Raw genomic sequence first — 19,744 nt, 5'->3', positions numbered from 1 at the left:
AACACCCGCTCCGGGGTCCCCCGCGGTGTTCTTTGTCTCCATCGGACCCGAAACGGCCTTCCAAAATCTTCAAGTTGTGGTCTCAAACGGGCATTTCGCGGCCCGATCGCGATAGGGTTGGAGGGTTGCGACGCCGCCGAAACCACCCAGTGATTATCCGGGTCGGTCCGGCGGCATTGTGCTTCACGGCGGGAAATCCGCCCACAATAGTTTTTGATGCAGACCTTATATAGGGAGGACCCACAACGTGGCGCCACTAGCAGACACCAGCGATTTCGCATGGACCGGCCTTGATCAGCGAGCCGTCGATACCGCACGCGTGCTGGCCGCAGACGCGGTCGAAAAGGTAGGAAACGGACACCCGGGAACGGCCATCTCGCTGGCCCCGGCCGCCTATTTGATCTTCCAGCAACACCTGCGCCACGACCCGAGCGACCCGGCCTGGATCGGCCGCGACCGCTTTGTGCTCTCCCCCGGCCACACGTCGCTGACCCTTTACCTGCAGCTCTTCCTCTCCGGCTACGGCCTGGAAATGGAAGACCTCGAGGCACTGCGCACCTGGGGCGCCAAGACCCCGGGCCACCCGGAATACGGCCACACCGCCGGCGTGGAAATCACCACCGGCCCGCTGGGCCAGGGCCTGGCCTCGGCCGTGGGCTTCGCCTACGCCCAGCGCCGCATGCGCGGCATGCTTGATGCCGAGGCACCAGCGGGCACCTCCCCGTTCGACCACACCGTCTGGGTCATCGCCTCCGACGGCGACCTGCAGGAGGGCGTCACCTCCGAGGCCTCCTCGCTGGCCGGCCACCAGGAACTCGGCAACCTCGTCGTTGTCTACGATGAGAACCACATCTCCATCGAGGACGACACCGACGTCGCGTTCACCGAGAACGTGCTCGGCCGCTACGACTCCTACGGCTGGCACACCCAGCGCGTCGACTGGACCAAGACCGGCAACTACGTCGAGGACCTCGCCGAGCTGGACGCCGCGTTGCGCGCCGCCAAGGCCGAGACCAACCGCCCGTCGATCATTTCGCTGCGCACCGTCATCGGCTGGCCTTCGCCGACCAAGGCGGACACCGGCGGAATCCACGGTTCCAAGCTCGGCGGCGCCGAGGTTGCCGGCCTGAAGCAGGCCCTGGACTTCAACCCGGAGGAATCCTTCGCCATCGAGGCCGAGGTGCTGGAGCACGCACGCTCCGTGCAGGACCGCGGCACCGCGGACCGCGCCGCCTGGCAGACCGGCTTCGACGCCTGGGCCGCGGCAAACCCGGAGAACGCCGCACTGCTGGCGCGCCTGGAATCCGGCGAGCTGCCGGCCGGCTGGGACGAGAACCTCCCAGAGTTCGAGGCTGGCAAGGACGTTGCCACCCGCTCGGCCTCCGGCAAGGTCATCAACGCCGTAGCCGGCGTGCTGCCCGAGCTCTGGGGCGGCTCCGCCGACCTCGCCGGCTCGAACAACACCACCATCGAGGGCGCCGCGTCGTTCATCCCGGCCTCGCGCTCCACCGAGTCCTGGACCGGCAACCCGTACGGCCGCGTGCTGCACTTCGGCATCCGCGAGCACGCAGCCGCGGCGATCGTCAACGGCATCACTCTTGCCTCCCCGACCCGCGCGTACTCCGGCACGTTCCTGATCTTCTCCGACTACCAGCGCCCGGCCATCCGCCTCTCGGCACTGATGGGCGTCCCGTCGATCTACGTCTGGACCCACGACTCGATCGGTCTGGGCGAGGACGGCCCGACGCACCAGCCCGTCGAGCAGCTTGCTTCCCTGCGCGCCATCCCGAACCTCGACGTGGTCCGCCCGGCGGATGCCAACGAGGTCTCCTACGCGTGGAAGAAGATCCTGGAGACCACCTCCAACCCGGCCGGCATCATCCTCTCCCGCCAGAACCTGCCGGTCTACGACCGCAGCGCACTGGGCTTCGGTGCCGCCTCCGGCGTCGAAAAGGGCGCGTATGTGCTCGCCGACGCCACCGCCGACGGCGAGGTCGTCGCACCCGAGGTCCTGCTGCTGGCCACCGGCTCCGAGGTTTCGCTGGCCGTCGAGGCCCGCGAGGCGCTGCAGGCCCAGGGCGTCGCGACCCGCGTCGTCTCCATCCCGTGCCTGGAATGGTTCAACAAGCAGGACGCCGCCTACCGCGAATCAGTGCTGCCCGCGGCCGTGAAGGCCCGCGTCTCCGTCGAGGCAGGCGTCGCCATGGGTTGGCGCGAACTGGTCGGCGATGCCGGTCGCATCATCTCGCTTGACCACTACGGCGCATCGGCCGACTACAAGCGCCTGTACTCCGAGTTCGGGATCACCACCGAGGCGATCACCGCCGCGGCGCTCGACTCCATTGCCGCCGGCTCCGTCTCCGCGGCCAAGTAACCAGACCGACTCGAAGGACTTAGAACCGTGAGCAATCCCAACACCCAGGCCCTTTCCGATGCCGGCGTTTCCATCTGGCTCGATGACCTCTCCCGCGAACGCCTGAGCTCCGGCTCGCTGGCCGCGCTGATCGCCGAGAAGAACGTGGTGGGCGTGACCACCAACCCGTCGATCTTCCACGCCGCGCTGTCAGATGGCGAGTCCTACGCCGCGCAGGTCGCCGAGCTGGCGGCCGCGGGCATGGACGCCGAGCAGGCCGTCTTCAAGATCACCAGCGACGACGTCGCCGCCGCCTGCGACCTGTTCGCGCCGGTCGCCGCCGCGACCAACGGCGCCGACGGCCGCGTGTCGATCGAGGTCGACCCGCGCCTGGCCCGCAAGACCGCGGAGACCATCGCCGAGGCCAAGGAGCTGTACGCCTTGGTCAACCGCGAGAACGTGCTGATCAAGATCCCGGCGACCGTCGAGGGCCTGGAGGCCATCGCCGAGACCCTGGCCGCGGGCATCTCCGTGAACGTGACGCTGATCTTCTCGCTGGAGCGCTACCGCGCGGTCATCAACGCGTTCATGACCGGCCTGGAGTCCGCCAAGGCCAACGGCCACGACATTTCCAAGCTGCACTCGGTGGCATCGTTCTTCGTGTCCCGCGTGGACTCGGAAATCGACGCACGCCTGAACGCCATCGGCACCGACGAGGCACTGGCCCTGCGCGGCAAGGCCGGCCTGGCCAACGCCGTGCTGGCGTACCAGGTCTACGAGGAGTCCTTCTCCTCCGAGCGCTGGAACGTGCTGGCCGCCGCGGGCGCCAACGCCCAGCGCCCGCTGTGGGCCTCGACCGGCGTGAAGGACCCGGCCCTGCCGGACACCCTCTACGTCACCGAGCTGTGCGCACCGAACACCGTGAACACCATGCCGGAAAAGACCCTGCTGGCCACCGCCGACCACGCCGCCATCACCGGGGACACCGTCACCGGCAACTATGCGAAGTCCAACGCGGTGCTCGACGAGCTTGCCGCCCTGGGCGTGAGCTACAACGACGTCGTCGCCAAGCTCGAGGTCGAGGGCCTGGAGAAGTTCGAGGCCGCCTGGAACGAGCTGCTCGCCGACCTCGACGCCTCGCTGGCCAAGGCAGCAGGGAAATGAGTTCGCTCGGCTTCATCGCCACCGGCGCCGCGCAGGCCGCCATCGAATTGCATGTTCCCGCCCTGGTTGCCGACGCCGTGGCCAGCCGTATCGCCGCGAAGGACGCCACCCTCTGGGGCCCGGCCGCCGAGACCGAGGCCTCGGTACGCCTGGGCTGGGTCGACGCCGCGGAGACGTCGGCCGCGTTGGTGCCCGGCATCCTCGCGCTGCGCGACGAGCTGCGTGCCGAGGGCGTGAACCGCATCGTGCTCGCCGGCATGGGCGGCTCCTCGCTGGCCCCCGAGGTCATCGCCGCGACCTGCGACGTCGAACTCGTGGTCTGCGATTCCACCGACCCGGAAATGGTCGCGGGGATCCTCGCCGACCGGCTGGCGACCACCGCACTGGTGGTGTCCTCCAAGTCCGGTTCGACCGTGGAGACCGACTCGCAGCGCCGCGTCTTCGAGCAGGCGTTCAACGACGCCGGGGTCGACGCGAGGCGCCGCATCATCGTGGTCACCGACCCGGGCTCCCCGATGGACAAGGCCTCCCGTGCCGCCGGCTACCGCGCGGTGTTCAACGCGGACCCGAACGTCGGCGGGCGCTATTCCGCGCTGACCGCGTTCGGGCTGGTCCCCGCCGGCCTGGCCGGCGTGGACATCGAGGAATTCCTGGAGGAGGCCGCGGCCGCCGCCGAGTTCCTGGCCGAGGACGACGAGGACAACATCGCCCTCGCCCTGGGTGCGGCGATGGCCGGCACCGTGCCGCTGCGCAACAAGCTGATCTTCGCCGACGAGGGTTCCGGCCTGGTGGGCTTCGCCGACTGGGCCGAACAGCTCATCGCCGAATCCACCGGCAAGTCGGAAACCGGCGTGCTGCCGGTGGTCGTCGAGGCCGGCGCGCCGGAGACCACCAGCACCGCGGCGGACCTGCTGCAGATCCGTCTGGTCGCCGACACCGGCCTGCTCACCGACGACGACGTCGATTCCGACTCCGCCTCGGTGTGCATCTCCGGTTCGCTCGGTGCGCAGATGCTGCTTTGGGAGTACGCGACGGTCGTGGCCGGGCGCCTGCTGGGCATCGACCCGTTCGACCAGCCTGACGTGGAGGCCGCCAAGGTCGCCGCCCGCGCGCTGCTGGAGGCCACCCCGGAACCCGTTCCGGCGGTGCTGAACCAGGACTCGATCGAGGTCCGCGCCTCCGACGGGCTGCTGGACGGCGTCACCGACCTGGAGGGCGCGTTGCGCGCCCTGCTTGCGGCGCTGCCGGCCGACGGCTACCTCGGCGTCCAGGCCTACCTGGACCGCCACGGCGACGCTTCGCTGGAAGGCATCCGCCCGGCCCTGGCCGCGGCGACCGGCCGCCCGGTGACGTTCGGCTGGGGCCCGCGCTTCCTGCACTCGACCGGCCAGTTCCACAAGGGCGGTCCGCGCATCGGTGCCTACCTGCAGGTCACCGCGGACTCCGCGATGGACCTGAGCATCCCGGGTCTTCCGTTCACCTTCGGGGAGCTGATTTCCGCCCAGGCGTCCGGCGACGCCAAGGTGCTCGCGGACCTCGGACGCCCGGTATTGCGCCTTCACCTGCGCGACAAGGAATCGGGCATCGCACAATTGGATAAGATCATTCAGGGCCTCGCATAGGCCTTGGCCCAAAACGATCGGGTGTGTGCCACATGGCACACACCCGATCGGGCAATCACCACCCCCATTCTTCACCGGCACCAAGACAGCTGAAGGCGCTTCCTCGAATGCTTGATTCTTCACCCGGCCCCTCCGGCCAGCACCCCAATCCCCTGCGCGACCGACGGGACCGGCGGCTGAACCGCATTGCCGGGCCCTCCGCGCTGGTCTTCTTCGGCATCACCGGGGACCTGGCCCGCAAGAAGCTCATGCCGGCCGTCTACGACCTGGCAAACCGCGGACTGCTTCCCCCGAACTTCGCGGTCGTCGGCTTCGGCCGCCGCGGCTGGAGCCCGGAGGACTTCGCGGCCCAGGCGCGCGGCTGGGTCATCGACCACGCCCGCACCCCCTTCAACGAGACGGTCTGGGAACAGCTGGCCAGCGGCTTCCGCTTCATCACGGGCGGCTTCGACGACGACGCCGCCTTCATCAAGCTGCGCGAGACGCTCGACGAGCTCGCGCTGACCCGCGGCACCGGGCACAACCACGCCTTCTACCTCTCCATCCCGCCGAACTCGTTCGAGCAGGTCTGCGAGCAGCTCTCCAAGCACGGGCTGGCCCGCGCCGAGGCCACCGACGCCAAGCCCGCCGGCTGGTCCCGTGTGGTCATCGAAAAGCCGTTCGGCCACGACCTGCTCTCCGCGCGCGAGCTGAACGAGATCGTCGAATCGGTATTCCCGCCCGACGCGGTGTTCCGGATCGACCACTACCTGGGCAAGGAAACCGTCCAGAACCTGCTGGCGCTGCGCTTCGCCAACCAGCTGTTCGAGCCGCTGTGGAACTCCAAGTACGTGGACCACGTGCAGATCACCATGGCCGAGGACATCGGCATCGGCGGCCGCGCGGGCTACTACGACGGCGTGGGCGCCGCGCGCGACGTCATCCAGAACCACCTGCTGCAGCTGCTGGCGCTGACCGCCATGGAGGAGCCAATCAGCTTCGACGCGGACCACCTGCGCAGCGAAAAGGAGAAGGTGCTCACCGCCGTGCGCCTTCCGGCTGACCTGTCCCACTCCAGCGCCCGCGGCCAGTACACCTCCGGGTGGCAGGGCGGCGAGAAGGTCACCGGCTTCCTGGACGAGGAGGGCTTCAACCCGGCCTCCAAGACCGAGACCTACGCGGCCATCAAGCTGGAGATCAACACCCGCCGCTGGGCGGGCGTGCCGTTCTACCTGCGCGCAGGCAAGCGCCTGGGCCGCCGCGTCACCGAGATCGCCGTGGTCTTCAAGCGCGCCCCCAACATGCTCTTCCAGGAGCACTCGGACGGCGAGTTCGGGCAGAACGCCATCGTGATCCGCGTGCAGCCGGACGAGGGTGCGACCATCCGCTTCGGCTCCAAGGTCCCGGGCACCCAGATGGAGGTGCGCGACGTGACCATGGACTTCGGCTACGGCCACGCCTTCACCGAGTCCTCCCCCGAGGCCTACGAGCGCCTGATCCTGGACGTGCTGCTGGGCGAGCCCCCGCTGTTCCCGCGCCACGAGGAAGTCGAGCAGTCCTGGCGCATCCTGGACCCGTTCGAGGAGCACTGGGCCTCGCTGCCCGAACAGCCCGAACCCTACGCCCCGGGTTCCTGGGGACCGGCATCCGCCGATGAATTGTTGGCCCGCGACGGAAGGACATGGCGCCGGCCATGATCGTTGAACTGGAAGACACCACCACCTCGAAGATCTCCAAGCAGCTTGTCGCCATGCGGCAGGCCCAGGGCGTCGTCGCGCTCTCGCGCGTGCTCACGCTGCTGGTCATCACCCGCGCCGGCTTCGAGGAGGACGCGATCGCCGCGGCCAACCTCGCCAGCCGCGAGCACCCCTGCCGCATCCTCGTGGTCGTCAAGGGACGGGTCACCGGCGAAACCCGGCTTGACGCGCAGATCCGCGTGGGCGGCGACGCCGGCGCCTCCGAGGTCATCGTGATGCACACCTACGGCCCCGGGGCCCGCGTCGACGAGTCCCTGGTCTCCGGGTTGCTGCTGCCCGACGCGCCGATCGTGGCCTGGTGGCCGCACGGCGTGCCCAAGAACGCCTCGCAGACCCCGCTGGGCAAGATCGCCCACCGCCGCATCACCGATTCCGGCGCCGAGGACGATCCGCGCAAGGCGCTGTTCACCCTCGCGGAATCCTACCGGGCCGGCGACACCGACCTGGCGTGGACCCGGCTGACCCTGTGGCGCGCCCAGCTGGCCGCCGTGTTCGACCAGCTCGATCCCTCCGAGGTGACGGGCGTGACGGTCAAGGGCGCCGTCGACTCCCCCTCCACGGTGCTGCTCGCGGCCTGGCTGACGCTGTGCCTGGACGTGCCCGTCACGATCGCCTCCGCCCCGGAGGGCACGGGCGTGCGCTCGGTGCGTTTCACCCGCGAACGCGGCGACATCGAGCTCTCCCGGCCCGTCGGCGACGTGGCCGAGCTCTACCAGCCGGGCCAGAAGCCCCAGCTGATTTCGCTGCCGCAGCGCCCGGTCGCAGACTGCCTGGCCGAGGAAATGCGCCGGCTCGACCCGGACGAGGTCTTCGGCGAGGTCGTGCGCGTGGGCCTGAAGCGCACCAACCTGAGGAGCATCCGCCCAAGTGAACGCTAAACGCCACATTGTCGTCCACCCGGACCTGCCCGCCACCGCCGCGGCGGTCGCCGCGCGGCTCATCACCGCGATCCTGGACGCCCAGGGGACCCGCGGCGAGGCCACCGTGGTGCTCACCGGCGGCACGCTGGGCATCGCCTCGCTCAAGGCCGTCGCCGACTCCCCCGCGCTGGCCGCGGTGGATTGGTCGCGCGTGAACTTCTACTGGGGCGACGAGCGCTTCGTGGAGGCCGGCTCCCCCGACCGCAACGCCGTCCAGGCGGAGGTGCTGCTCTCGGTGCTCGACGGCCACGGCCTGGACCGCGGGCGCGTGCACGCCATGGGTTCCACTGACGAGTTCGCCACCCCGGAGGGAGCCGCAGCGGCCTACGCGGAGGTGCTTGCCGCGGAAGCGACCAACGAGGGCGCTGCCGGGCTTCCGGTCTTCGACGTGCTGATGCTGGGCATGGGCCCGGATTCGCACGTGGCATCGCTCTTCCCGGACCACGCGGGGGCCGCAACCAGCGGCGCGAGCGTCATCGGGGTGCACGACTCCCCCAAGCCGCCGCCTTTGCGCGTCTCGCTGACCTTTGAGACCATCAACACCGCCCGCGCGGTGTGGCTCGTGGTTGCCGGTGGCGACAAGGCGCCCGCGGCCGCGGTGGCGCTGGGCGGCGAGGCGACGCGTGAGCGCGTCCCCGCCTCCGGCGTCCAGGGCACGCAGGGTACCTGGTGGCTGATGGACCAAGCGGCCGCCGCACTGATCTAGCAACAGGTCTCTACTCGAATTTGCGGTCGTTGCGGCTCTCCCGGGCGATTTTCCGGGAGAACCGCAACGACCGCTTCGGCATAAACATAGGCAATGGTTGATGGATCAAATTCTGCTTGGCACGGTGGGCGGCCTTGCAGCTGCCGTGTACCTCTCAATATTGTTTGCGGCTTTTCGCAGCAAGGGTGTGTTCGGATCACTGCTCGCCGTATGCATGTTGCTTCTCCAAGCCGCCGGGGACATCTTTGAGGTCTCTTGGTTGCCCGGTATTGCGTCTCTTACCGAATCGTGGGGGTTGAACTTCAGTGCGGAGGCGACACGACCGGGAATACTGAGCATCATGATTTCCATGCTCGGAGGCCTCGCCATCGCACACTTTAGCGGTCTGATCGGGTATCTGGGCCGTTGGATTGATCGGCTCGGTACAGCACTCTTGGGACGCTTCTTTGGGCCCCCGGATTCACCTGAAGCAACAGAAAAGTGAAGGACGGCTTCCCCGAGGGGAGGCCGTCCTTCATCGTTATGCGGTGAAAGCTAGGATTCGATGTTGAAGCGCATGACCAGTGCCAATCCGATGATCACGGTTACCCAGGTCAGACCCAGGATGATCGTGATGCGGTTCAGGTTGCGCTCGGCAACGCCGGATGAACCCAGCGAGCTGGTCATGCCGCCGCCGAACATGTCGGACATGCCGCCGCCGCGTCCCTTGTGCAAAAGGATCAGCAGCGTAAGCAGCAGGCTGGTGATTCCCAGAAGTACCTGCAAAACAATCTTGATGGCGTCCATCATTGCCCTTCAATCAGCTGGTGGCGATTACTCGGTCACCAGGTGGTGCTCGAACCTAACAATGTTAGCAAATTCTGCGGCGTCAAGGCTGGCGCCGCCGACCAACACGCCGTCAACGTCCTTTTCGGCGAGGATCTGCGCTGCGTTGTTGGCCTTCACCGAACCGCCGTAGAGCACGCGGACCTTGCCGGCGACCTCGTCGCCGAACAGCGTTGCCAGCTCGACGCGGATCGCGGCGCACAGTTCCTGCGCATCTTTCGGACCCGCGACCTCGCCGGTGCCGATGGCCCACACGGGCTCATAGGCGACCACCAGGGTCTCGGCCTGTTCGGCGGTGACGCCGGCCAGCGAGCCGCGAAGCTGCTCGAGCGTGTACTCGACGTGGGTTCCGGCCTGGCGGATGTCCAGTCCCTCACCGACACACAGCACCGGGGACACGCCGTGGCGGTAGGCCGCGGCGATCTTGGCTGCCAGCAGTTCGTTGCTCTCGCCGTGGAGCGCACGGCGTTCGCTGTGGCCCACCAGCACGTAGCTGCAACCCAGGCGGGAGAGGAACTGGCCGGAAATTTCCCCGGTGTAGGCACCGGAGTCGTGCGCCGACAGGTCCTGTGCGCCGTAGCGCACCGGCAGGTTGTCGCCCATGGTCAGCGTCTGCACGCCGCGCAGGTCGGTGAACGGCGGGAAGACGGCCACCTCCGTGCGGTCGAAGTCGTGCTCCGCGTCGGCCAGCGTCCAGGCCAGCTTCTGCAGCAGGGTGATGCCCTGGACGTGGTCCATGTTCATCTTCCAGTTGCCGGCAATCAGCGGCTTCCGGTCGAACACGCCGTTGGTCGATGTTGTCACTTGGCACCCTCCAGGGCTGTCAGGCCCGGCAGTGCCTTGCCCTCGAGGTATTCCAGGGAGGCACCGCCGCCCGTTGAAATATGACCGAAGTCGTCATCGTTGAAGCCCAGGGTGCGCACGGCCGCGGCCGAGTCGCCGCCGCCGACGACGCTGAACGCCTCGGAATCCGCAAGCGCACCTGCCACGGCACGGGTGCCGTTGGCGAACGCGGGGATCTCGAAGACACCCATCGGGCCGTTCCAGAACACCGTGTTGGCGCTCTTGATGTAGCTGGCGAAGGTTTCCCCGGAGACCGGACCGATGTCCAGGCCCAGGCCGGTGGAACCGAAGGCGCCGCCCTCGATGTTGTCCGCGGACAGCACCTCGTGCTCGGCGTCCGCACCGAACTTGGAGGCGACCACCACGTCGGTGGGCAGCACGATGTCGCAGCCCAGTTCCTTGGCGCGCGACAGGTAGCCGCGGCAGGTATCCAGCTGGTCTTGCTCAAGCAGCGAGCCGCCGACCTCGTGGCCCTGGGCCTTGAGGAAGGTGAAGGCCATGCCGCCGCCGATCAGCAGGTGGTCGGCGCGTCCCAGCAGGTTGTCGATGACGGCCAGCTTGTCGGAGACCTTCGAGCCGCCCAAGACCACCACGTAGGGGCGCTTGGGAGCCTCGGTGAGGGTCTTCAGCACGCGGACCTCGGTGGCAACCAGGTCGCCCTGGTAGGCCGGAAGCAACGCGGCGATGTCGAACACCGAGGCGTGCTTGCGGTGCACGGCGCCGAAGGCGTCGTTCACGTAGGCACCGTTGTCGCCGGTCAATGCGGCAAGCTCGGCTGCGAATTCGGCGCGCTGCGCATCATCCTTGGAGGTTTCGCGCGCATCGAAGCGCACGTTCTCCAGCACCAGCACGGCGCCGTCGGTCAATTCAGCGGCAAGCTGCTTGGCCGAATCGCCCACGACATCGGCGGCAACACGCACGTCGAGCCCGGAGAGCTCGGCAAGCTTGGTGGCGGCGGGGGCGATTGAGTACTTGGCATCCGGTTCGCCCTTGGGGCGTCCCAGGTGAGCCATCACGATGACGCGGGCGCCGGCCTCGGCCAGCTTCTGCACCACGGGGATGGAGGCGCGTACACGCCCATCGTCGGTGACGGTAACGCCATCGAGCGGCACGTTCAGGTCGCTACGGACCAAAACGCGCCGCCCGAGGACACCGTCGGCGAGTAGTTCGTCGAGAGTGTGGGAAGTCATGAGACTAGGTTATCCGAATCGCTCGGACTAACCGAGCTGGCTGCCGACGTATTCCGCGAGGTCAACCAAGCGGGAGGAGTAGCCCCACTCGTTGTCGTACCAGGCGACTACCTTGACGGTGGAACCGATCACGGTGGTGAGGCCGGAATCGAAGATCGCCGAGTGCGCATCGTGGACGATGTCGGTGGAAACCAGCGGGTCCTCCGAGTACTTCAGGTAGCCCTTGAGCGGTCCCTCTTCGGCTGCCTTCTTGAAGGCTGCGTTGATTTCCTCGACGCTGGCCTCGCGGGCCAGGGTGACGGTGAGGTCGGTGGCCGAACCTGTCGGAACCGGGACGCGCATGGCGTAGCCGTTGAGCTTGCCCTTGAGCTCCGGGAGCACCAGGCCAATGGCCTTGGCCGCACCGGTGGAGGTCGGGATCATGTTCAGGGCTGCGGCGCGGGCGCGGCGCGGGTCCTTCTTGTGCGGGGCGTCCTGCAGGTGCTGGTCCGAGGTGTACGCGTGGATGGTGGTCATCAGGCCGTCGACGATGCCGAACTGGTCGTTGAGCACCTTGGCGATCGGGCCCAGGCAGTTGGTGGTGCAGGAGGCGTTGGAGATGATGTGGTGCTTGTCGGCCTCGTACTTCTCGTGGTTGACACCCATGACGATGGTGATGTCTTCCTTGGAAGCAGGGGCGGAAATGATGACCTTCTTGGCGCCTGCCTGCAGGTGCTTTTCGGCGTCCGAGGCCTTGGTGAAGAAGCCGGTCGATTCGATGACGATGTCCACGCCGAGGTCGCCCCAGCCCAGGTGGGCCGGGTCCTTCTGGGAAAGCACCTTGATGCGCTTGTCGCCGATGACGATGTAGGCACCGTCAACGGAGACCTCTTCGTTCAGGCGGCCGAGGATGGAGTCGTACTTGACGAGCATGGCCAGATCGTTGATCGAACCGAGGTCATTGACTGCGACAATTTCAATGTCTGCGCCATTGGCGAGGCTGGCTCGCAGGAAGTTGCGTCCGATGCGTCCGAAACCATTAATGCCAACACGGGTAGTCACGTGAATGTCTCCTAGACAGAGTGGTGTTGCCACAGCCGCCGGATACGCCCCTGGAGGGGGCATGCATAACGGAGTGGCTTGGAATAATGACACTCCGTTGTGTCGCCGGCTGATGCCGGCCGGGTTGTTTCGGGTCTCACGACACAGGCCGTGAGACCCGAAAAACACGTTGTTTTTATCTTACGCTATTTCGGCGCTCGATGTGATGGGCGTAACGCCCATGTGAATTCTTTGTTACTTGCCGGGGACGATCAAAGTCGCGGCACCCGCACGCGCGGCCTCGAAACGAGCCGACACATCCGCCCAGTTCACGATGTTCCAGAACGCCTTCACGTAATCGGCCTTCACGTTCACGTAATCCAGGTAGAACGCGTGCTCCCACATGTCCAGCATCAACAACGGAGTCGTCGCCACCGGCACATTGCCCTGCTGGTCATACAACTGCTCGATGACCAGCTGGCCACCCAAACCCTCGAAGCCCAGCAACGCCCAACCCGAACCCTGCAGGCTCATCGCCGCCGCCGTGAAATGCGCACGGAACGCATCGAAGGAACCGAACGCGTCATCGATCGCCGCCGCCAACTCGCCCTCCGGCTTGTCCCCACCCTCCGGAGACAGGTTGTTCCAGAAGATCGAGTGGTTCGTGTGCCCACCCAGGTGGAACGCCAGGTCCTTGGAGAGCTTCGGGATGTTCCCGAACTCGCCCTTCTCCCGCGCCTCCGCCAACTGCTCCAACGCGGTGTTCGCGCCCGCCACGTAGGCGGCATGGTGCTTGCTGTGGTGCAACTCCATGATCCGCGCCGAAATGCTCGGCTCCAACGCCGCGTAGTCGTACTGCAGCTCAGGCAAGGTGTAAATAGCCAAAATGACTCCTCATTCTCTGTGCACCCGGAACATTGGATGCAATTCAACGTGGTTACTGCATCTCCGCACTGAAGCGGAAAATCTCGCTGCCGGTCAGTTTTCCAGCATGTCTAGGGGAACGCTCGCCTCCGTGCCGGGTATTCCCAGCTCAGAGGCGCGTTTGTCGGCCATGGCCAAGAGCCGGCGGATGCGCCCGGCGATTGCGTCCTTGGTCATGACGGGATCGGCCATGCGGCCGAGCTCGTCGAGGCTCGCCTGCTTGTGTGCCACGCGCAATGCTCCCGCGTACTTGAGGTGCTCCGGGACCTCGTCCCCGAGGATCTCCAAGGCGCGCTCCACGCGGGCCCCGGCGGCGACCGCGGCCTGGGCCGAGCGGCGCAGGTTGGCGTCGTCGAAGTTGGCCAGGCGGTTGGCGGTGGCCCGCACCTCCTTGCGCATGCGGCGTTCCTCCCAGACCATCAGCGCATCGTGCGCACCCATCCGGGTGAGCAGCTGAGCGATGGCCTCGCCGTCGCGGATGACCACGCGGTCCACCCCGCGCACTTCGCGTGCCTTGGCCACCAGGCCGAGGCGGCGCGCGGCGCCGACCAAGGCAAGCGCGGATTCCGGGCCCGGACAGGTGATTTCCAGCGCGGAGGAACGGCCCGGTTCGGTGAGCGAACCGTGGGAGAGGAAGGCTCCGCGCCAGACGGCCTCGGCATCGGCCGTGGAGCCGTTGACGATGACCGAGGGCAGCCCGCGCACGGGACGGCCACGGCCGTCGAGCAGGCCGGTCTGGCGAGCCAGGGCCTCCCCGTCACGGACCACGCGCACCACGTAGCGGTTGCCTCGGCGCAGGCCGCCGCCGGAAACCACGAGGATTTCCGAGGTGTGGCCGTAGACTTCGGCGATGGCCGCGCGCAGGCGGCGGGCCGTTGAGGCAAGGTCGACCTCGGCCTCGATGACAATGCGTCCGGAGATGATGTGAAGTCCACCGCAGAAACGCAACATGGTGGAAACTTCGGCCTTGCGCTCGGATGATTTCCGAACGTCAAGACGGGACAGCTCGTCCTTGACGGAAGCCGTCAGTGCCATGGATTGTTTCCTAACTGCTGGGCTCGTCTGTATTGAACGTCGTAAAAACGTCGTGGTACGCGGCGGCAAGTCTCAAGGGGTCGTGGACGGCGCGTCCGGCACCAACCCCTACTTTACCGAAAAAGGTGCGGGCACCTAGCCGGGCCGCGGCACGGGTGAAACTCTCATGATCCGCCACCGTGGACGGATCCGCCAAAACGGCGTCGAGACGCAGGTCAGGCGCGTAGCGCGAAATGACCTCCAAATGCGCCGCGGCATCCATGCCCGCGGTCTCCGCCGTGTCGGTGGCCAGGTTCATGGTCAGCAGGCGCCGGGCCGGTGTCGACTCGAGCGCCCGCCGCATTTCCGGCAGCAGCAAATGCGGCAGCACGGAGGTGTACCAGGAGCCCGGCCCGAGCACGACCCAGTCGGCAAGTTCGATCGCCTCGAGCGCCTCGGTGCAGGCAGGTGCGTCGGCCGGCTCGAGGCGGACGTTCGAGACGAGTCCTTCTCCCCCCGCGGTCGCAAGTTTCGCCTGGCCCACGACGTGGCGGCGCACCAGGCCCTGCGGCCCGGCGTCCTCGAGCACGTCCCCGGCGATGGTCAGCGGGACGGTGCTCATGGGCAGCACCTGTCCGCGGGCGCCGAGCAGCGCCCCGGCCCAGCGCAGGCCGGCCACCGGGTCCTTGAGCAGCTCCCAGAGCGCGACGATCAGCAGGTTGCCGACAGCGTGCTGGTCGAGCGACGCCGCCGAGTCCGGGGCGGAGGTGAATCGGTGCTGCATGACGTCCCGCCAGGTCCGCCCCCAGTCGGTGTCGTCGCACAGGGCGGCCAGTGCCATCCGCAGGTCCCCCGGCGGCAGCACGCCGAGTTCCTCGCGCAGCCGCCCGGAGGATCCGCCGTCGTCGGCGACCGTGACAATGGCCGTCAGGTCGGTGGTGAGCCGGCGCAGCGCGGAGAGCGATGCCGAGAGCCCGTGCCCGCCGCCGAGCGCGACGACGCGAACCAGCTGGTTGTCCTCGGCCGAGCGGGCGGGAGGCTGGATCGGGATGGGTCCGGTGAAGAACGCCATGGCTGTCTACTCGCGGCCCAGGTCGCGGTGCGTGACGTTGACGCGGACGCCGGGAAGCTGGGCCAAGCGCCGGCCGACCTCCTCGGCGGTGGCCACCGAGCGGTGCTTGCCGCCGGTGCAGCCGATCGCGATGGTCGCGTAGTGCTTGTTTTCGCGGCGGTAGCCCTCGAAGACCGGCTCCAGCGCGGCGATGTAGTGCCCGATGAATTCGGCGGCGCCCTTGGCACCCAGCACGTAGTCGGAGACCTGCTTGTCCTTGCCCGTGTGCGGGCGCAGCTCGGGCACCCAGTGCGGGTTGGGGATGAACCGGACGTCGGCGACGTAGTTGGCGTCGGTGGGAACCCCGTACTTGAAGCCGAAGCTCATCACGTTCAGGCGCAGCACGATCGGGCCGGAATCGGTGAAGAGCTCGGTGACGGAGCGGGCCAGGTCGTGCACAGAGAACTCGGTGGTGTCCAGCACGATCTCGGCGGCTTCCTTCAGTTCGCGCAGCACCTCGCGTTCCTTGGCGATGCCGTCGACGATGCGCCCGTCGCCCTGCAGCGGGTGCGGGCGGCGGCCCTGCTCGAAGCGGCGGACCAGCAGGTCGTCGCCGGCTTCGAGGAACAGCACGCGGTAGGTGATGCCGGCGGCGCTGAGCGAGTGCAGCGCCTCGCGCAGCTGCGGGAAGAGCGACTTGGAGCGCACGTCCATGACGACGGCCAGCTTGGGGATGGAGCCGCCCGAATGCGCGACGAGCTCCGTCAGGGTGCCCAGCAGCGCCGGCGGCAGGTTCTCCACGACGTACCATCCGTGGTCCTCCAGCGCATGGGCGGCGGTGGTCCGGCCGGCCCCGGACATGCCGGTGATGACTAGTAGTTCGGTCTCTGCTGGTTTCACGGGGGAAAGCTCGGTGGTCATATTCCTAGCCTAGTCGCGATTGCGGTGCGGGTGGTTAGTCCAAGACCTCGCCGGTGGTCATGTTGACCGCCGGGGCCGCATCGCCCGAGTCCGCCAGCGCCTCGTGGATCGTCGCGGCAAGCACCGGGCCGACGCCGGGGACCTCCGTGAGTTCCTCCACGGAAGCGGCGCGCATCTTCTTCACCGAGCCGAAGTGCTTGCGCAGCGCGTCTCGCTTGGCCGGGCCCAGGCCCGGGATCGTATCCAGCACGGAGGCCATCATCGACACCGAGCGCTTCTTGCGGTGGAAGGTGATGGCGAAGCGGTGCGCCTCGTCGCGGATGCGCTGGACCAGGTACAGCGCGTGCGAGGCGCGCGGCAGGATGACCGGGAACTCGTCGTCCGGAAGCCAGAGCTCCTCCAGGCGCTTGGCCAGGCCGACCACGTAGATGTCGTCGATGCCCAGGTCGGCCAGCGCGCGGGAGGCGGCGGCGACCTGCGGCGGGCCTCCGTCGACGATGACCAGCGAGGGCGGGTAGGCGAAGCGCCGGGCCGGGGCCTTGGCCGCGGCGTCGGAGATGTCCACCTCCCCGGAGACCATCGGCACCATGTTGGCCGATTCCTCCAGGTAGTTCCTGAAGCGGCGGGAGATCACGTCGTACATCGACGCGGTGTCGTCGCGCGCCGCGTCCCCGGTGATGGAGAACTTCCGGTAGTCGCCCTTCTTGGGCAGCCCGTCCTCGACGACCACCATGGAGGCCACCACGTTGGTGCCCTGCACGTGGGAGACGTCGTAGCATTCGATGCGCAGCAGCGGGCTGGGCAGGCCCAGGGCGTCCTGGAGCTCCTGCAGCGAGGCGGAGCGGGTGCTCAGGTCCCCGGCGCGGCGGGACTTGTGCAGGCGCAGCGCCTGTTCGGCGTTCTCCCGCACGGTCTCGGCAAGCGTCGCCTTGTCCCCGCGCTGGGCCACGCGCAGCGAGACGGCCGAGCCGCGGCGCTCGTGCAGCCAGCTGGACACCTCGTCGGCGTTTTCCGGCAGCACCGGGACCAGCACCTCGCGCGGGATCCGGTCGTCGCCCGCGGCCTCGCCGTAGACCTGGGTGAGCAGGTGCTCGATGAACTCGGCCGGCGTCGAGTCCTCGACCTTTTCGACGACCCAGCCGCGCTGGCCGCGGATGCGCCCGTTGCGCACGTGGAAGACCTGCACGGCGGCCTCGAGCTCGTCCTCGTGCACCGCGAAGATGTCGGCCTCGGTGTTTTCGGCGAGCACCACGGCGTTGCGCTCGAAGACGCGGCGCAGCGCGGCGATGTCGTCGCGGTAGCGGGCGGCCTGCTCGTACTCGAGCTTCGCGACGGCGTCGGCCATCTTGCCCTCGAGCTCCTTGATGAAGCGCGTGCCCTCCCCGCCCATGAACTGGCAGAGCTCGGCGGCGAGCTTCTTGTGGTCCTCGGCGCTGATCCGGCCCACGCAGGGCGCCGCGCACTTGTCGATGTAGCCCAGCAGGCAGGGCCGGCCGGAGGATTCGGCGCGCTTGAACACGCCCATGGAGCAGCTGCGCACCGGGAAGACGCGCAGCAGGGTGTCGAGGGTCTCGCGGATCGCCTTGGCCGGGTAGAACGGGCCGAAGTACTTGGTGTCCTTGCGCTTGTCCCCGCGCATGACCTGCGCGCGCGGGTAGGTCTCCCCCATGGTGACCGCGAGGTACGGGTAGGACTTGTCGTCGCGGAAGACGATGTTGAAGCGCGGGTTGTACTCCTTGATCCAGGTGTACTCCAGCTGCAGCGCCTCCAGCTCCGAGCCCACCACGGTCCACTCGACCGAGCAGGCGGTGTGCACCATCGCGTGGGTCTTGGGCGTCAGCCCCGCGGGGTTGGCGAAGTAGGAGTTCAGCCTCGAGCGCAGCACCTTGGCCTTGCCGACGTAGACGACCCGCCCGACCTCGTCGCGGAAGCGGTAGACGCCGGGATTCAGCGGGATGTCCCCGGTCTGGGGCCTGTAGCTCTTCGGGTCTGCCACGTCTACGCTTTCAGTATTTATTCGGCGGTGGGTGTCTGGTTGTAGGCGTCGACCCGTTCCTGGCCCGTCAGCTCGGCGATGGCGTCGACGATCTCGTCGGTGGCCTTGCGGCGCTGCGGCAGCGGGTGCTTGCGGCCCAGGTGCTCGAACTGCAGCGGCTTGCCGAACGCCAGGGTGAAGTGGTGCGGCTTGATGGTGTTCTTGCCCGCCGGCTGCAGGTTCTCGGTGCCGATCAGGCCGACCGGGACCACCGGGGCGCCGGTGGTCAGCGCGAGCCAGCCAACGCCGGTGCGGCCGCGGTAGAGCTTGCCGTCGCGCGAGCGGGTGCCCTCGGGGTAGATGCCGATGCCGCCGCCGGCCTCCAGGATGTCGACGAGCGATTCCAGGGCCGCCACGGAGGCCGCCTGCTCGCCGCGCTGCACGGGGATGGAGCCGACCGACTCGAAGAAGGTCTTCATGGCCTTGCCCTTGAGCCCGGGGGTGGTGAAGTACTCCGCCTTGGCGAAGAACGCCACGTCGCGCGGGGTCAGCGCCTGGATGATGATCGAGTCCAGGAAGGAGAGGTGGTTGGAGGCGATGATGACCGGCCCGGTGCGCGGGACGTTTTCCAGCCCGGTGACGGTGGGTCGGCACAGGCCGTTCAGCAGGCCGCGGATCGAAGAGCGGGTCATGGTGTACAGGCTCATTTATGCACGCGCTCCTTCGTTGTCGTTGTTGGTCAGTTGTGTGCGGATGGCTTCCTCGGCGGCGTTGCCCAGCAGCAGTCCGGCAAGCTCGGCGGGGTCCTTGGCGTGGGCCCCGGCCCCGGCGGCCTCCAGCTCGCCCGGCGGGGCGAATCCCCACCCGGCGCCGATCGACGCCATGTTGTGGTCGTTCGCCGCCTCGATGTCGTAGCGGCGGTCCCCCACCATGATGCAGTGCTCGGCCTCGAGCCCGTGGGCGTCCAGCACCGCGGCGACGATGTGCCGCTTGGAGGCCGAATTCCCGTTTGCCTCGTCGTCGTTGCCGAAAATGCCGTCCACCGCGTCGGCCAGGCCCTGGATCTCCAGCAGCTGCCGGGCGATCCTCGTGGGCTTGGCGGTTGCGACATACAGGTCGATCCCCGCCTCCCGCAGCGCGGCCAGCGTTTCGCGGATCCCGGGGTACGGGCGCGAGTCCGCCATGCCCGTGGCAGCATATTCCGCACGGTACACGGCAATCAGTTCGTCGAGCATGTGCCCTTCGACGCCGTCGATCTCCGCGAGGCCAAGGACCAGTGGTGGTCCGATGAGTGTGCGGAGTTTTTCTTCACCCGGGTCCGGGACGTCCGCCTGCTTCAATGCGCGGCGGATGCCCGAGGTGATGGCCCCGGCCGGATCCACAAGGGTTCCATCGAGGTCAAGCAGAACGGCGGAGGGAGCAATAATCACTGTCGTATTCTCGCATGAACTGGGTCTATCTGCCGTACACGCATGCCGCA

At 67.8% G+C, this 19,744-nt stretch carries 18 protein-coding genes; 7 read left to right on the top strand and 11 right to left on the bottom strand.

Annotation, left to right across the window (positions count from 1 at the left end):
• The first annotated feature begins 247 nt into the window (after window positions 1–247).
• The 7 genes from tkt to ACIQLF_RS11135 all read left to right on the top strand — a co-directional run bounded on the left by tkt (window position 248) and on the right by ACIQLF_RS11135 (window position 8,985).
• A complete protein-coding gene (gene tkt / locus ACIQLF_RS11165; protein WP_400298091.1) occupies window positions 248–2,374 on the top strand; it encodes a transketolase in 2,127 nt (708 codons plus the stop codon).
• 27 nt (window positions 2,375–2,401) lie between these two features.
• Entirely contained in the window at window positions 2,402–3,517 is a 1,116-nt protein-coding gene (gene tal, locus ACIQLF_RS11160) for a transaldolase (protein ID WP_400298088.1), read from the top strand.
• Window positions 3,514–5,139, top strand: coding sequence for a glucose-6-phosphate isomerase (locus ACIQLF_RS11155; protein ID WP_400298085.1), 1,626 nt, complete (start codon window positions 3,514–3,516; stop codon window positions 5,137–5,139). The genes tal and ACIQLF_RS11155 overlap by 4 nt, the downstream gene beginning before the upstream one ends.
• Window positions 5,140–5,246: 107 nt before the next feature.
• The gene (zwf, locus tag ACIQLF_RS11150; protein WP_400298082.1) at window positions 5,247–6,815 is read left to right on the top strand and encodes a glucose-6-phosphate dehydrogenase; all 1,569 of its coding nucleotides are present in this window, start codon (window positions 5,247–5,249) and stop codon (window positions 6,813–6,815) included.
• A complete protein-coding gene (locus tag ACIQLF_RS11145; RefSeq protein ID WP_400298080.1) occupies window positions 6,812–7,753 on the top strand; it encodes a glucose-6-phosphate dehydrogenase assembly protein OpcA in 942 nt (313 codons plus the stop codon). Before zwf ends, ACIQLF_RS11145 begins: the two co-directional genes overlap by 4 nt.
• Window positions 7,743–8,501 (top strand): 6-phosphogluconolactonase, encoded by a 759-nt coding sequence (pgl, locus tag ACIQLF_RS11140; protein WP_400298077.1) that lies wholly within the window; start codon window positions 7,743–7,745, stop codon window positions 8,499–8,501. The genes ACIQLF_RS11145 and pgl overlap by 11 nt, the downstream gene beginning before the upstream one ends.
• 100 nt (window positions 8,502–8,601) lie before the next feature.
• On the top strand, window positions 8,602–8,985 hold the full coding sequence (locus ACIQLF_RS11135; RefSeq protein ID WP_400298074.1) for a hypothetical protein: 384 nt from the start codon (window positions 8,602–8,604) through the stop codon (window positions 8,983–8,985).
• Window positions 8,986–9,035: 50 nt separating this feature from the next.
• Here ACIQLF_RS11135 and secG read toward each other — a convergent pair whose 3' ends face one another.
• The 11 genes from secG to ACIQLF_RS11080 form a co-directional block, all read right to left on the bottom strand.
• A complete protein-coding gene (gene secG / locus ACIQLF_RS11130; protein WP_387527552.1) occupies window positions 9,036–9,287 on the bottom strand; it encodes a preprotein translocase subunit SecG in 252 nt (83 codons plus the stop codon).
• Between the two features lie 27 nt (window positions 9,288–9,314).
• Window positions 9,315–10,130 (bottom strand): triose-phosphate isomerase, encoded by an 816-nt coding sequence (tpiA, locus tag ACIQLF_RS11125; protein ID WP_400298071.1) that lies wholly within the window; start codon window positions 10,128–10,130, stop codon window positions 9,315–9,317.
• A complete protein-coding gene (locus ACIQLF_RS11120; protein ID WP_400298068.1) occupies window positions 10,127–11,359 on the bottom strand; it encodes a phosphoglycerate kinase in 1,233 nt (410 codons plus the stop codon). The genes tpiA and ACIQLF_RS11120 overlap by 4 nt, the downstream gene beginning before the upstream one ends.
• A 27-nt stretch (window positions 11,360–11,386) precedes the next feature.
• Window positions 11,387–12,400, bottom strand: a complete 1,014-nt coding sequence (gap, locus tag ACIQLF_RS11115) for a type I glyceraldehyde-3-phosphate dehydrogenase (protein WP_400298065.1) — start codon at window positions 12,398–12,400, stop codon at window positions 11,387–11,389.
• A 234-nt stretch (window positions 12,401–12,634) separates the two neighbouring features.
• The gene (locus ACIQLF_RS11110) at window positions 12,635–13,264 is read right to left on the bottom strand and encodes a superoxide dismutase (protein ID WP_400298062.1); all 630 of its coding nucleotides are present in this window, start codon (window positions 13,262–13,264) and stop codon (window positions 12,635–12,637) included.
• A 93-nt stretch (window positions 13,265–13,357) separates the two neighbouring features.
• Entirely contained in the window at window positions 13,358–14,338 is a 981-nt protein-coding gene (whiA, locus tag ACIQLF_RS11105; protein ID WP_387525299.1) for a DNA-binding protein WhiA, read from the bottom strand.
• Between the two features lie 10 nt (window positions 14,339–14,348).
• Window positions 14,349–15,389, bottom strand: coding sequence for a uridine diphosphate-N-acetylglucosamine-binding protein YvcK (gene yvcK, locus ACIQLF_RS11100; protein WP_400298059.1), 1,041 nt, complete (start codon window positions 15,387–15,389; stop codon window positions 14,349–14,351).
• Between the two features lie 6 nt (window positions 15,390–15,395).
• Window positions 15,396–16,289, bottom strand: coding sequence for an RNase adapter RapZ (gene rapZ / locus ACIQLF_RS11095; RefSeq protein WP_400298056.1), 894 nt, complete (start codon window positions 16,287–16,289; stop codon window positions 15,396–15,398).
• Between the two features lie 34 nt (window positions 16,290–16,323).
• Window positions 16,324–18,285 (bottom strand): excinuclease ABC subunit UvrC, encoded by a 1,962-nt coding sequence (gene uvrC / locus ACIQLF_RS11090; RefSeq protein ID WP_400298053.1) that lies wholly within the window; start codon window positions 18,283–18,285, stop codon window positions 16,324–16,326.
• A gap of 17 nt (window positions 18,286–18,302) precedes the next feature.
• Window positions 18,303–18,971, bottom strand: a complete 669-nt coding sequence (locus ACIQLF_RS11085; protein WP_387525310.1) for a lysophospholipid acyltransferase family protein — start codon at window positions 18,969–18,971, stop codon at window positions 18,303–18,305.
• On the bottom strand, window positions 18,972–19,694 hold the full coding sequence (locus ACIQLF_RS11080; protein WP_400298049.1) for an HAD hydrolase-like protein: 723 nt from the start codon (window positions 19,692–19,694) through the stop codon (window positions 18,972–18,974). It abuts the gene before it with no gap.
• Window positions 19,695–19,744 lie beyond the last annotated feature (50 nt).

Origin of the sequence: Paeniglutamicibacter sp. NPDC091659 (assembly GCF_044756805.1) — a bacterium.
Taxonomy (GTDB): Bacteria; Actinomycetota; Actinomycetes; order Actinomycetales; family Micrococcaceae; genus Paeniglutamicibacter.
The sequence above is the reverse complement of the archived record's forward strand: the minus strand, read 5'-3'. Positions and strand labels throughout refer to the sequence as shown.